Consider the following 13,203-nt stretch of genomic DNA (forward strand, 5'->3'; position numbering starts at 1 on the left):
GCCTTCGACCCGCGGGACGGCGGGTTGCCGTCCCGCGGAAAGGGTTGTGCTGACCGGTTACTGTCCGGCAGGCTCCGCTGCGGTGTTCCCGCGGACAATCCGGGCGATCTCGTCCTCTGCCGGCTCGGACAGATAGCGCTCCAGGGAGTCGTCCAGCTCGCTCAGCCACGGGGTGTGGTGGACCACCGACTCGGTGCCTGTCAGGACGGAGGTGTGCACGCCGTCGCGGTAGGTGAGGATGTTCTCCTTCTTGTCCTGCTTCCAGGCGAGGAACACCTCGACGACGCGGTCGAGGTCAAATTCCGGATAGTCCGTCGCTCCCACCAGGTCGCTGATGTAGTCAGCCTGGAACCGCACCTCGTCTGCGGCGCTGCCGATGGCCCGGAAGCGGGCCAGCCACTGCGCCTGATGCTGCAGGCGGCCGGCCTCGGACGGCAGGTCCGCGGTACCAAGAATCAGGTCCCGCACATACCAGGCCTGCGCATCGAACATGTTAAAGGTGAACCACTGGTCCTGGGCGCCCAAGTAGTAAAGGTGCGGGTTCCCTTCCCACACCACGCCCCGGTACAGGCGTTCGGGGTAGACGTTGTTCGGGGAGTCCAGGGCGAGGTCGGCCGGCAGGAACGGATACTTATGCAGGTATCCGGTGCACAGGATCACTGCATCGAAGCGGCGGGGCTCACCGTTGGAGAACCGCACGGTCTCACCCTCGAAGCGTTCCAGCAGCGGCAGTTCCTCCATGCTGTCCGGCCAGTCCAGACCCATCGGAGCCGTCCGGTAGCTCATCGTGACGGACTTCGCACCCATCTTGAACGCCTGCACGCCGATGTCCTCGGCGGAATAGCTGGCGCCAACCAGCAGGACGTCCTTGCCGGCGAGCGCCTCCGCACCGCGGAAATCGTGGGCGTGGCGCAGTGAGCCGGGGAAGGTCTCAATGCCGTCAAAGTCGGGGACGTTCGGGACGGAGAAGTGGCCGGTGGCCACCACCACACGGTCGAAGCGTTCCGTCGTCGTTGTTTTAGCCCGCAGGTCCTCAACGGTGACCTCAAAGCCGCCGTCGACCTCCTTCACCCAGCGGACGGCATGCGCAAAGCGCACCCACTTGCGGACGTCCGTTTTGCTGACCCGGCCGTTGATGTAGTCCCAGAGGACCGCCCGCGGCGGATAGGAGGAGATAGGCCGGCCGAAGTGCTCGTCGAAGGTGTAGTCAGCGAACTCGAGGGCCTCCTTCGGTCCGTTGGACCAGAGATTGCGGTACATGCTGGAGTGGACGGGCTCACCGTATCCGTCGATCCCGGTGCGCCAGGAGTAGTTCCATTGGCCTCCCCAGTCATCCTGCTTTTCAAAGCAGACAATCTCGGGGATTTCCAGGCCCTCCCGGGCCGCCGACTCAAACGCTCTGAGCTGGGCCATGCCACTGGGGCCGGCTCCGATAATGGCAATTCGTGCAGTCAAGGCTGCCTTTCCGGCCTTTCGGCCTCGTGTCACACAGCGCGGAGGCGGCCCATGGGCCGCCTCGACACGCCGCTTCGTATAACCGGGAGCAGCCATCGCGTGGCGGGTGCTCCCGGGGGCGCCGAAGGGGGCGCCCATGCGGCTTATCCTATCGGTTGGGTTTTCCCAACCTCTTTTCCACGACGGATCCGGCGTCGCCGGCACCTCCCCCTGTCTGCCGGCTGTGGCGGCTGGGCTGCCGGATCCCCCTTGCCCGGCAGCAGGCCGGATGGTCCAATGTCACCCATGACGCAGACGGAGGAAACTGTCCTGGCCATCGGCACACGCAAGGGGCTCTGGCTGGCCCGCAGCAAGGACCGCGCTGACTGGAGTCTCAGCGGACCCTTTTTCCTGATGAACGAGGTGGCCAGCGTTGCCTTGGACACCCGGACTTCTCCGCCGCGGATTCTTGCCGGGCTGCTCTCCGAGCATTGGGGGCCGACCGTGGTGATCTCGGATGACCTTGGCGAGACCTGGACCGAACCCGAGGACGGCGCCATCGCCTTTCCCACCGGGACCGGTGAATCCCTGGGACGGATCTGGCAACTGCAGCCGGACTCCGCAGAGCGGCCGGGGGTGGTCTGGGCCGGCTGCGAACCGATCTCGGTCTGGAAATCCACGGACGGGGGAAGCAGCTTCGAGCTGAACCGGGGCCTGTGGGACCATCCGCACCGCGCCGACTGGGGCGCCGGCTACGGCGGAGCAGCCGCGCACACTGTCCTGCCGAGCCCGGCGGATGACACTGTGCACGTAGCCATCAGTTCCGGCGGTGTCTACCGCTCCGACGACGGCGGAGACAGCTGGCAGGCACGGAACCAAGGCATCTCCGCCTACTTTCTGCCGGACCCGAATCCGGAATTCGGCCAGTGCGTCCACAAGGTGGCGCGCGACGCCGAGACCCCAGGCCGCCTGTACGCGCAGAACCACCACGGCGTGTACCGCTCAGATGATTCGGGCGAAACATGGATTTCGATCGCCGACGGGCTGCCGGCGGATTTTGGTTTCGTGATGCTCTCCCATCCGCGCACCGGCGGGACCATCTGGACCATCCCGCTGGTCGCAGACGGCGAACGCATACCGCCCGATGGGCACCTGGCGGTTTACCGCAGCACCCAGGCCGGAGAGTCGTGGACCCGCCAGGATGCGGGCCTGCCCGATGCTGAGTTCAATGCGATCCTGCGTGATGCGGCCGCCGTGGATGCCGCGGACCCAGTGGGTGTGTACTTCGGCACCAGGGCGGGTGATGTGTACGCCAGCGCCGATGAAGGGTCGACCTTTCACCTGGTCACTTCCAACCTCCCCGATGTGCTGTGCGTTCGCGCAGCTGCCACCGGAGTAACGGGCCTTTGAGCGCGGGGGAAGTTCGGGTTCTGCTTCCGGAGGTCCTGGCATCCACGGCAGAGGGACACCGGGAGCTGACGCTGCCCGGCAGCGAGGGACTCACTGTCGGAACGCTCCTCGACGGACTGGGTGCCCGTTATCCGGTTCTGGAACGCCGGATCCGGGACGAGACCGGGACGGTCCGGCGGTTCGTGAACATCTATATAGACGGCCAGGACATCCGCGGGCTGGACCGGCAGCGCAGTGCCGTCGGCCCGGGCTCCGAAGTACTGATCCTGCAATCCATCGCCGGCGGGTAGCCGGGTTAACGACGGAACGGCCGGACTCCCGAGGGAGTCCAGCCGTTCTCAGACAGCACCGCCTTAGGCGGGGAGCTGCAGGACCTCGCCGGTGAAGATGAGGTCGGGGTGGATGATCGTGTCAGCGTTGGCGGCGTACAGGGCCTGCCACCCGCCTTCAATGCCAAGCTTTTCGGCAATGGTGGACAGCGTGTCGCCGGCCTGGATGGTGTAGGTGTCACCGCTCACTGCAGGGGCCTGGACCGGAGCCACCGGGGCCTGGGCAGGAGCCTCAACCGGTGCTACGGGTGCAACGGGTGCAACCGGGGCCGGCTCAGTGTAGGTCGGGGCCGGAGCAACTTCCTGCACCGGGGTCTCCGGAACGTAGGTCTCCACCGGAGCGGCCGGAGCGGTCTGCTCGGGAGCCACGTACTGGCTCTGGGTGGTTACTTCGGGGGCTGCGGAGGTCACTCCGGTAGCGCCGCCGGAAAGACCCAGCTTGGCGGAGCATGCAGGCCATGCGCCCCAGCCCTGGCCTGCCAGGACCTTTTCGGCAACAGCGATCTGCTGCTCGCGGGAAGCGTTTTCGGGGCTGCCGGTTCCACCGTAGGCCGCCCAGGTGGAAGGCGTGAACTGCAGGCCACCGGAGAAACCGTTGCCGGTGTTCGTGTTCCAGTTGCCGCCGCTCTCACACTGCGCCAGGGCGTCCCAAGTACTCGCATCGGCCGCCTGGGCACCGGGCCCAGCAAAGGTGAGGCCTGCGCCAGCCACAACAGCAGCAGCAAGTCCACGGCGAACGTAACGGGTAATCTTCGAGTTCTTCATCAGCTGTATCTGCTCCTAGGGTCCACCATGCGTTCTGCCCGTCCCCGGGCTTCACAACGCCGTCGCCTACCCCGACTACTAGAGTTCAGGTTCAGGTGCTCCCACCGCGGCGACGTCTGGTGGCGCGGGGCACCTTGCATTCTTGTCGGCCGCACCATCTCGTATGGGTGCCGGCCGGCCGGATCAGCCTCAGCGGACTCTTCTTGGATCCGACTTCGTCCCGTATCGGGCACATATCTAACCTAAGACGGGTCTCAATCGATATCAAATCGAGACCTTTGGGGAGGAACTGTAACCGCGCTAGACTTCCGCTTATTCATGCCGATCGAGGGGCCTGTTGTGCACTTTGCCACAGGCCTCCCCTGAGCCGGTTCAGGGCCTTCTGGACTTGGGTTTGCAACCCGTGACCCCCGCACTCACAGAGGGCATCCCCCATCGGATGCATCTCATCTGTATTCGCCAGCCAGACTTCCCATCTGGCCCGTCAAGGACTTCATTAGCTGGAGACCCACTGTCCGCGCCGCTGGCGCGAGTACAGCCATCACCGGTTCGAGGTGAAATCCGTCTGCGGGGACAACAACGGCCAAGGCTGCAACGGTTCGACCGTATGGCCCTCTCACCGGGACTGCGATTGCGGTGGAGTCCGGGTGAATGAAGCCGTTGGTCACGGCGTGACCCTCAACCCGCACTTTGGCCAAGCGGGCCCGGAGTGTCGCAGCGCTTTGTGCGGGCTCCGCCGCGTAGCGCGGGCGGGGAAGGCCCAGAATTCGATCCTCTTCTTCCGGACTCTGTCCAGCGACCAGTACGAGTCCGCTTGAAGTGGCATACCAGGGCATCCGGCCTCCAACCGTAGTGAAGTTGACAGCCGATTCCGGAGACGAAAGCCGTTCCAAATACAGAACCTCTGCTCCCTGGAGGATGCCCAGCTGGGCATGCTGGAGGAGTTTGTCACGCAGCTTTTCCAAATACGGCAGCGCAGTCTCACGCAGCCCGAAAACACCCGGGGCGCGGACCGCTAACTCCCAGAGCTTCACACCCAGGATGAGCTCGCGGCCCCGGCGCTCCAGCAGCCCGAGCCCTAGAAGTTCGGCGACAATCCCATGCACAGTACTCGGCGCCATTGAGGTGCGGGCAGCCACCTGTGTCAGGGTCAGCTCACTGCGTGATGAATCGAACGCCTCCAATACCCGCACAGCCCTGGAAAGCCCCGATTGCCCCCGCGAGGATTTCGCCATTTAGTCCCTCTTTTTCGTTTGATACGAATCGCCAGGCCTATCTGGCGTGACTCAGATCATACTTTCGGGAATCAAGACTCTGTGGAAAGGCCGGACCCAATCATGACAACAACAGCTGTGCCGCTGGACCTGCCCACTGCCGACTGGCTCGATCCGGCAGACCTGGCTCATAACCCATATCCCAGTTATGAGCGCCTTCGCCGTGAGGCTCCTGTGGTTTGGGCGCCGCTCGTAAAAAAGGTCCTTGTTTCATCCTTTGAGGGCTGCAGTTTCGGGGAGCGCCATCCCGAGGTCTTCTCCTCAAACGTGGCAGGCGGAACCATGGCCAAAGCCCTGGGCGGGCGCCCCTTGATTCGCAAGGACGATCCTGAACACGCAGCCGAGCGGGCTCCAATGAACCGGACGTTGAGACCGAAACAGATCATGGATATTTGGGCCGACAAGTTTGAAATAAATGCCCGCAGGTACTTGGAAGAAATGATCTTCAACGGCCGGGGCGCCGCGGATCTAAACACCGCATACGCCGCACCGGTAGCAGCGAAGAATCTTTGCGACATGCTGGGAATGCCAGACGTAGAGCCAATGGATTTGGCGCGGTGGTCAATTGATTTTATTGCCGGGACCGGCAATGTGTTGGACAAGCAGGAAATCTGGGACCGATGTGAACGCTCCAGAGCCGAGTGCGATGCCGCTTTGGATGAGACAGTCGCCCGGCTGCGCAGACGGCCCGATCCCTCCATCACTTCCATGCTGCTGGAAGCAGGTATGGCAGAAGAACAAGTCCGCAACAACGTCAAGTTGACGATCTCCGGGGGCATGAACGAACCACAGCACATGATCACCAACATGGTCTGGCTGCTGGAACGTTCACCCGAGCAGAAAGCGGAGGTCCTGGCTAACCCTGAACTCTGGAAGCAAGTCTTCACCGAGGCGACCAGACTTTTCTCGCCGATTGGCATGATTACGCGCCAGAGCGCCGCCGATATCAATCTTCACGGCGTCGTCATACCGGCTGGGACGCAGATCGGCATGATTCTTGCCTCAGCCAACCGTGATCCAGGGCAGTTCACTCAGCCCGACGTCTTCGACATCCATCGGCCCAGTGGCACCAATCTGGCCTTCGGCGCAGGGGTGCACCAGTGCGCCGGCAAGTGGGCCGCACAGAAGGCCATCGGTGAGATCGCCGTACCTCTGCTGTACCGGGAGCTTCCCGGCCTACGGCTGGACCAGTCCAGACCCGAAACATGGGACGGCTGGGTCTTCCGGGGTCTCACGAGCCTGCCCGTCGTTTGGTAACACCCCATCCCTTCGCAGAAAGTGACAATGATGTCATCACCAAACCCGAATTCCGCGATCACTGATCGCACAGTGGTCCGTGACCGCCGGCGCGTGGTCTTCTCCAGCTATCTGGGGACCACAATCGAGTTCTACGATTTCCTGCTGTACGCGACAGCCTCGGCAGTGGTGTTCGGCCCGGTGTTCTTCTCGGGGCTGGACCCCTGGGCCGGCACTGTTGCCGCTTATGGAACCTTTGCCGCAGGCTACTTAGCCCGTCCTCTCGGCGGAGTGATATTCGGTCACTTCGGCGACAAGCTGGGACGCAAAAAACTGCTGGTTCTCTCCATGCTCATTATGGGTTTGGCCTCCACTGCTATTGGGCTGGTCCCCGGCCCCGAGCTGATCGGATCCTGGGGAGCCGTGCTGCTTGTCCTCCTGCGCGTTATCCAGGGCATCGCTATCGGCGGGGAATGGGGCGGAGCGGCCCTGATGGCACTGGAACACGCTGACCCTAAGTCGCGCGGCTTCGCAGCGTCCTTCACGAACGCGGGTGCACCCACCGGATCGGTTCTGGGCCTGTTGGTAATGAGCGCGTTCTCGGCCATGCCACAGGAAGCCTTCCTGGCGTGGGGTTGGCGTATCCCCTTCCTGCTGTCCTTCGTCCTGCTTCTTGTGGGCTTGTATGTGAGGTCCCGAGTGGCCGAAAGCCCCGTCTTCCAGAACGCCATGGCCCGCCTAGACGATAAAGCCGCCCGCGACAAGGACGCACGCCGGAGCGCACCCCTGTTGCAGGTCCTCCACCGACCCGGCCTGCTGGTGGCAATTATCCTGGCAGCGACCTCCGCCTTCGCTCTGCAGACCCTGTTGTCCACCTTCGCAATCTCCTACACGGTCTCCCTCGGCCTGCCTCAATCCCAGGTCATGCTGGCCTTCGCAGGCGCCGGCGTAATCAGCATCGGCACCACCCTTCTGATGGGACGGCTTTCCGATCGACTCGGACGCAAGCCGTTGATGATAGCTGGCAATGTTCTCTTCATTCTTGTCCTGGTCCCCGTTTTTGCGCTGCCCTCGAGTGGCAACCTCGCCCTTGTATTCCTGGCCTTCACTCTCGGCATTGTGACCCAAACCGTTCTTTACGGCCCGATGGCCGCATTCATTGCCGAACGCTTTGGCACAGGCTCCCGCTACACAGGAGCGTCATTGGGGTACCAAATCGCCACCCTGCTGGGCGCTGGCTTCACTCCGATCGTGCTGGCGAACCTCTACGGCGGAAGCGGGCAGTCCACTACGCCGGTGATTATCTATCTGGGCGCAATTGCCCTCATGAGCCTGATCACTGTGAGTTGTATGCCGGAGTCCAAGGACAGGAGCCTGACCGAAGCACCCGCTCTGGCGAGCGACCCCGCAGCGGACACCGTGGTCCCAACGTTCTGACCGGGTGACACCGCGTCCCGGGCCGGCGGTTAGGCCCGGGACGCTGGCTGCTCGCCCAACATCCAGTCACTGATCTTCGAATACCGCGGAGAGGATTCCCTTCTCCGCGTGGACGACTCAAGGAACCCAATGGCAAAAGTTACCTTCCACCATTCCGGCGGCGGCATGGATGTCCTGGACGTCGAACCAGGTACATCGGTCATGCGCGCCGCCGTTACCCACGGCGTCGCGGGGATCGTGGGTGAGTGCGGAGGGCAGGCCATGTGCGCCACATGCCACGTTTATGTCCGAGAGGAATACCTGGACTCAGTGCCGCCAGCCGCAGAGGACGAGGAGGAGATGCTCGACTGCACCAGCGCCGCGCGACTGGACCGTTCTCGGCTGGGATGCCAGCTGATTTGCGGTGGGAGTGCCATCGAAGTCGACGTGCCAGGAAGCCAGATCTGAGGTGAACATCACCGGTCCGAACCATCCGCAGCGCTAAAACCCTCCGTTTCCGACTCACCACCACCGCAGGGAAGCGGATGGCACAGCTGGATAGAAGGCCCTGCGGCCGACGGCGCGGCACGAGGCTTATTCGTGCCGTTCGACCCGCTTTTTCTACGCTTTGCCACAGGCCTCCCCTGAGCCGATTCAGGGCCTTCTGGACTTGGGTTTGCAACCCGTCTAGGGTTTGACCTCGTGCTCACATTCTTCAATGCGCTCAAGCGCATTCTGGTGGGGCGTCCGTACGGCAACGAGCAGCTCTCGCGCACCCTGTTGCGCAAGCGTGTTGCCCTGCCCGTTTATGCCTCGGACGCACTTTCGTCCGCAGCGTACGCGCCGGACGAAATCCTCCTTACCCTGGCGCTGGCCGGGGTTACCGCCGTTACCCTTTCCCCGTGGGTCGGCGCAGCCGTCATCGTGGTCCTGCTGACGGTGGTGGCGTCCTACCGGCAGAACGTCCATGCCTACCCTTCCGGCGGTGGAGACTATGAGATCGCCAGCGAAAACCTGGGCCGGCGTGCCGGGCTCACCGTAGGGTCGGCACTGCTTGTGGACTACGTCCTGACGGTGGCCGTTTCCATGTCCTCGGCCGCCCAGTACGTTGTCACGGCCGTTCCCGCGCTTCACGGAAGGCAGGGCCTCCTGGCAGCTGCCGGCGTCGTCATCCTGATGGTGGTGAACCTGCGGGGCGTGAAGGAGGCCGGCAAACTCTTTGCCTTCCCCACTTACCTCTTCCTTGCCTCAGTCTTCGGCATGTGCGCCATCGGCCTCTTCCAGGCCGCAACCGGAACGCTTGATAAGGCGCCGTCGGCCGCCTTTGACCTGGTGCCCGAGGCAGGACTCGACGCCGGCCTGACCGGGCTGGCGGGCGCGTTCCTGCTGCTCCGGGCGTTCTCTTCCGGTGCCGCGGCCCTGACCGGGGTGGAAGCCATCAGCAACGGTGTTCCCACCTTCCGGAAACCAAAGAGCACGAACGCCGCAACCACACTGCTCCTGCTCGGCGGCCTGGCTGCGGCCATGCTGGCCGGAATCCTGACCCTGGCCATGCTCACCAAGGTCCATTTCGTACAGAACCCCGCCACCCAGCTGCTGTTGAACGGCGCCCCGGTCCAGGACTACATCCAGCACCCGGTGATCAGCCAGCTGGCGGAAACCATTTTTGGCGACGGCTCGCTGTTTTTCTACATTGTCGTGGCGGCGACCGGCCTGATCCTGATCTTTGCCAGCAACACTGCTTTCAATGGCTTCCCCATCCTGGCCTCGGTACTTGCCCGGGATGGCTACCTGCCGCGGCAGATGCGCACCCGCGGTGACCGGCTGGCCTTCAGCAACGGCATCATTGCCCTCGGCCTGGCCGCGCTGGTACTGATCCTGGCGTTCAACGCCGATGTCACCCGCCTCATCCAGCTCTACATCGTGGGTGTGTTTGTCTCCTTCACGGCCAGCCAGCTGGGCATGATCCGGCACTGGACGGGGAAGCTGCGCACCGAACGGAGCAAGGAGGCACGACGGCGGATGATGCGTTCGCGGCTGATCAACGCCTGCGGTTTCGGCATGACGGCACTGGTGCTGGTCATCGTCGTCGTGACCAAGTTTGAGCACGGGGCATGGATTACCCTGCTGGCCATGGCGTTCCTCTACGTGGTGATGAACAGCATCCGGATGCATTACCAGTCCGTGTCCGAGGAGCTGCGAGTGGAGGAGGATCCGGAGCTGCTGGCCCTGCCCAGCCGGGTGAATGCCGTGATCCTGGTGTCCAAGGTCCACAAACCCGTGCTCCGCGCCCTCGCCTATGCACGGGCATCCCGCCCGTCCAGCCTGAACGCGATCATCGTGGACCTGGACCCGGATGAGACGCAGAAAACAGTGGATGATTGGGAGCGCCTGCGCATTCCGGTGCCCCTGACCGTGCTTTCCTCCCCCTACCGGGAAACCGTCTCCCCCGTCCTGGCCTACCTGCGTGAGGCCCGCCGCAGTTCACCCCGCGAGCTCTTTGTGGTCTACATCCCCGAATATGTGGTTGGCCGCTGGTGGGAACAGCTGGTCCACAACCAGACCGCCCTGCGGATCAAGACCCGGCTGCACTTCGAGCCGGGAATCATGGTTGCGAGTGTCCCCTGGCAGCTGGCGTCCAGCCGGGACAAGACCGCCACGCCCGGGACCGGCGACTAGGGCGTTTGTGTGCCGGCTTCCGGCGCCGCCAGGCTGATCCGTTCGCCGGTCCAGCGCCGCCGGAGCCAGCGGTCATGGCTGGCCATTACCACCGTCCCTGGATAGGCCGTGACGGCGTGTTCCAGTTCCTCGGCGAGGGCCAGGGACAGGTGGTTGGTCGGTTCGTCCAACAGCAGCAGCTGCGGCGGCTCGGCCATCAGCACCGCCAGAGCCACCCGCCGGCGCTGGCCCGGTGAGAGCTCGGTAAGCCGCTGCCGGTCCTCGCCCGGATGAAGAAGACCCAGATCGGCCAGCGACGGCGCTTGATCGGGTGCGGCAAGCCGGGAGCCGTAAGCCTCCCCGGCGGGGATTTCCAGGTCCGGCCAGCGGTCTTCCTGAGACAGGAAGCCAACCGTCAGTCCGCTGGCAAGGACCACGATGCCAGTATCCGCGGACACGGTTCCAGCCAGGAGTCCCAGCAGAGTCGATTTGCCGGCCCCGTTTGGCCCCTCCACCAGCAGGCGGTCGCCGACGCGCAGGACCAGGGTCTGCGGATGCAGCCGTCCCTCCACTCCGGCGCCGCTGAGGCACAGAATCTCCTCCGGGGCTGCCGCGGGCAGTTTCGGGGCCAGGTCAGATGCCGGGCGCAGATCGGCTGCCGGGATCAGGTCGGTTCCAGGCCCGCCGTCGGGAATCCCGCGGAAGCGCAGAAGGGCCGGCGGCTCGGGAACGGCGGAGCGGTCCAGTTCGGACAGGCTGCGCCGTGCGGCCTGGACCCGGCCGCTCACGGTCTTGGCCGCTTTGTCGCTGTAGAACTTCCGGGCGCCGCGCCCTTCGGTCTTGGGCACGGTGGTGTGGAAGACGTTGCGGCCGTCCACGTCAGCGATCCGCTGCAGCCGTCCCCGCTCCTGCTCCTGTGCCTGCCAGGCCTCCGCCCAGCGCCTGCGCACCCCGGTTCGGACCCGCAGGTACTGCGAAAATCCTCCCGTGTAGCGGGTGCCCTGCACGGCCGGTCCCCCGTAGCCAACGGGTCCGGATCCGGGATCCAGGTCCACCAGGTCCGTGGCAACGGTATCCAGGAACCACCGGTCATGGCTGGCCATCAGGACGGGACCGCGCCAACCGGCAAGTTCGGCCGCGAGGAAGTTCACGGCGTCGTCGTCGAGGTGGTTGGTGGGCTCGTCCAGGAGCAGGGCAACCGGCCTTTCCAGCAGCAGCGCGGCAAGTGATAAACGCCGGCGTTGACCGCCGGAGAGGCCAGCCGCCGGGCGGCTGCGCGGGACAGCGCCCAGACCCAGGCCGTCCATCACGGCGGCGATCCGCGCATCCAGCGCCCACAGTCCGGAGTTCTCCGCCTCCTGCAGGATCCGGTCGTAGGTGTCAGCGACCGCGGGATTGGCCGGCTCTGCCCCGAGCCGCTCCGCCTGTACGGTCAGTGCTTCTCCGAGTGAGCGAACCGGGGCGACGGCGGCTTCCAGGACTTGCTCCACGGAGAGACCCGGAGTGGGTACCAGTTCCTGGCGGAGGAATCCGACAGACGCTGGCCGCTGCACGGAACCGCCGTCGGGCATAATTTCACCGGCGGCGATCCGCAGGAGGGTGGATTTTCCGGCCCCGTTCTCCCCAATCAGGCCGGTACGCTGTCCCGGGGAGACGACTACCGACACATCTGTCAGTAACCGGCGGCCCGGATAGCTGAGGGAGACGGCGTCCAGCTGAAGGTGCCGGATACTTCCGGGATTGACTGTCCAGGCGTGTCCTGGGGTGGTGTGTGCTGTGGAGGGGTGTGCTGCAGCCATGTAGGGTCCTGACCTCCAAAATGCGGATGCCCGCCGGGCACGGCACCGCAGGTTGGCCGACGGCGGATGTCCGTATGTTCGGATCCGCCGGCGGAGTGCGGGGGCCTCGGGCGCGGGCGCTAAGCGTCAGGAAAGCAGCATGCGTCCCATCCTAGTGCGGAGCCGGACGCCGGGGCAACGAAGGCCCACACACGGCTCCCCGTGCACCTCCAGGACCGCTATGGCCGGGATGCTCCACGGCCGGCCAGGACGCACTGGTAGGCGAAGTCCGTCAGCCGGCCCTCCTGCGCTGCCTGTTCCACGCGCTCGAAGGACCGTGAGTCGTCATCGCTGCTGTACGGGAAGTGAATCAGCTCGGCAACAAGCTCCCATTCCTCCGCGATCGTATCGATCAGCTCTCCGGGGGTTTCCTCCGGTCCGGGGCCCCCGCCCAGGACGGTCCAGGCGCCCTCGGGCACCCGGTAGGACTCAAGCCGATCCAGGTCCGCCGCCAGCTCTTCCAGCGAGGCGTACTCCCGCTGGGCCTCCGGCGGAACGGAGCCGTCCGGTGTGGCCAACTGGCTGACAAATCCGGCCTTGGTCGGGAACACGGAGGTCGGAACCGGTTCCCCCTCTTCCAGATAGGCAGGGAGCTGGGACGGCATCCAGTACCAGGCGTCCCCCTGGTCCAACCCGCCTGGCTGATTACGCTCGCTGATCCAACCGCGGGAAGTCAGCAGCTCCTCGCCCTCGTCGCTTTGGAAAGTTTCCGTACCTCCAAGGATCCGGTTACTTTCATGCTCGCTTCGGCGGGCCTGGGTCTTCTTGGCGGCGGCCTTCTTGCGGGATTTGGACTTGGGCACGGTATTACTCCTCGAAGACTGCTGATCAGGGAAACGCTGG

11 protein-coding genes are annotated in these 13,203 nt (G+C 64.6%); 6 read left to right on the forward strand and 5 right to left on the reverse strand.

Translation table 11 applies throughout. From position 1 onward, the window contains the following. Positions 1 to 57 precede the first annotated feature (57 nt). Positions 58 to 1,455: an NAD(P)/FAD-dependent oxidoreductase gene (locus tag RTN46_RS02075; RefSeq protein WP_312178768.1), complete on the reverse strand. Its 1,398-nt coding sequence runs from the start codon at positions 1,453 to 1,455 to the stop codon at positions 58 to 60. A 276-nt stretch (positions 1,456 to 1,731) separates the two neighbouring features. Between RTN46_RS02075 and RTN46_RS02080 the strand changes: the two genes are divergently transcribed. Together RTN46_RS02080 and RTN46_RS02085 are read left to right on the forward strand one after the other, a co-directional pair. Next, positions 1,732 to 2,844, forward strand: coding sequence for a WD40/YVTN/BNR-like repeat-containing protein (locus RTN46_RS02080; RefSeq protein ID WP_396157182.1), 1,113 nt, complete (start codon positions 1,732 to 1,734; stop codon positions 2,842 to 2,844). Next, a complete protein-coding gene (locus RTN46_RS02085) occupies positions 2,841 to 3,134 on the forward strand; it encodes a MoaD/ThiS family protein (RefSeq protein WP_312178770.1) in 294 nt (97 codons plus the stop codon). The genes RTN46_RS02080 and RTN46_RS02085 overlap by 4 nt, the downstream gene beginning before the upstream one ends. A 63-nt stretch (positions 3,135 to 3,197) precedes the next feature. Here the strand turns inward: RTN46_RS02085 and RTN46_RS02090 are convergent, their stop codons facing one another. Together RTN46_RS02090 and RTN46_RS02095 are read right to left on the reverse strand one after the other, a co-directional pair. Continuing rightward, entirely contained in the window at positions 3,198 to 3,938 is a 741-nt protein-coding gene (locus tag RTN46_RS02090; RefSeq protein ID WP_312178771.1) for a transglycosylase family protein, read from the reverse strand. 446 nt (positions 3,939 to 4,384) lie between these two features. Next, positions 4,385 to 5,173: an IclR family transcriptional regulator C-terminal domain-containing protein gene (locus RTN46_RS02095; protein ID WP_312178772.1), complete on the reverse strand. Its 789-nt coding sequence runs from the start codon at positions 5,171 to 5,173 to the stop codon at positions 4,385 to 4,387. 102 nt (positions 5,174 to 5,275) lie between these two features. Between RTN46_RS02095 and RTN46_RS02100 the strand changes: the two genes are divergently transcribed. The 4 genes from RTN46_RS02100 (at position 5,276) to RTN46_RS02115 (ending at position 10,543) form a co-directional block, all read left to right on the forward strand. Then, positions 5,276 to 6,469, forward strand: a complete 1,194-nt coding sequence (locus RTN46_RS02100) for a cytochrome P450 (RefSeq protein ID WP_312178773.1) — start codon at positions 5,276 to 5,278, stop codon at positions 6,467 to 6,469. Positions 6,470 to 6,499: 30 nt separating this feature from the next. Next, positions 6,500 to 7,885: an MFS transporter gene (locus tag RTN46_RS02105; protein ID WP_396157197.1), complete on the forward strand. Its 1,386-nt coding sequence runs from the start codon at positions 6,500 to 6,502 to the stop codon at positions 7,883 to 7,885. A gap of 129 nt (positions 7,886 to 8,014) precedes the next feature. Then, a complete protein-coding gene (locus tag RTN46_RS02110; protein ID WP_312178775.1) occupies positions 8,015 to 8,332 on the forward strand; it encodes a 2Fe-2S iron-sulfur cluster-binding protein in 318 nt (105 codons plus the stop codon). A gap of 234 nt (positions 8,333 to 8,566) precedes the next feature. After that, positions 8,567 to 10,543, forward strand: a complete 1,977-nt coding sequence (locus tag RTN46_RS02115; protein ID WP_312178776.1) for an APC family permease — start codon at positions 8,567 to 8,569, stop codon at positions 10,541 to 10,543. Here RTN46_RS02115 and RTN46_RS02120 read toward each other — a convergent pair. Together RTN46_RS02120 and RTN46_RS02125 are read right to left on the reverse strand one after the other, a co-directional pair. Then, positions 10,540 to 12,321 (reverse strand): ABC-F family ATP-binding cassette domain-containing protein, encoded by a 1,782-nt coding sequence (locus RTN46_RS02120; protein WP_312178777.1) that lies wholly within the window; start codon positions 12,319 to 12,321, stop codon positions 10,540 to 10,542. The genes RTN46_RS02115 and RTN46_RS02120 overlap by 4 nt on opposite strands. Before the next feature lie 218 nt (positions 12,322 to 12,539). Further along, entirely contained in the window at positions 12,540 to 13,163 is a 624-nt protein-coding gene (locus RTN46_RS02125) for a hypothetical protein (RefSeq protein ID WP_312178778.1), read from the reverse strand. Between the last annotated feature and the right edge of the window lie 40 nt (positions 13,164 to 13,203).

This window comes from Arthrobacter sp., from assembly GCF_031988865.1.
In the GTDB taxonomy this organism is placed as follows: domain Bacteria; phylum Actinomycetota; class Actinomycetes; order Actinomycetales; family Micrococcaceae; genus Arthrobacter_B.

Bases quoted from the DNA above. Each gene is read 5' to 3' on its own strand.
- RTN46_RS02080 (WP_396157182.1), top strand. From the start codon at position 1,732: ATGTCACCCATGACGCAGACGGAGGAAACTGTCCTGGCCATCGGCACA.
- RTN46_RS02090 (WP_312178771.1), bottom strand. From the start codon at position 3,938: ATGAAGAACTCGAAGATTACCCGTTACGTTCGCCGTGGACTTGCTGCT.
- RTN46_RS02095 (WP_312178772.1), bottom strand. From the start codon at position 5,173: ATGGCGAAATCCTCGCGGGGGCAATCGGGGCTTTCCAGGGCTGTGCGG.
- RTN46_RS02100 (WP_312178773.1), top strand. From the start codon at position 5,276: ATGACAACAACAGCTGTGCCGCTGGACCTGCCCACTGCCGACTGGCTC.
- RTN46_RS02105 (WP_396157197.1), top strand. From the start codon at position 6,500: ATGTCATCACCAAACCCGAATTCCGCGATCACTGATCGCACAGTGGTC.
- RTN46_RS02110 (WP_312178775.1), top strand. From the start codon at position 8,015: ATGGCAAAAGTTACCTTCCACCATTCCGGCGGCGGCATGGATGTCCTG.
- RTN46_RS02120 (WP_312178777.1), bottom strand. From the start codon at position 12,321: ATGGCTGCAGCACACCCCTCCACAGCACACACCACCCCAGGACACGCC.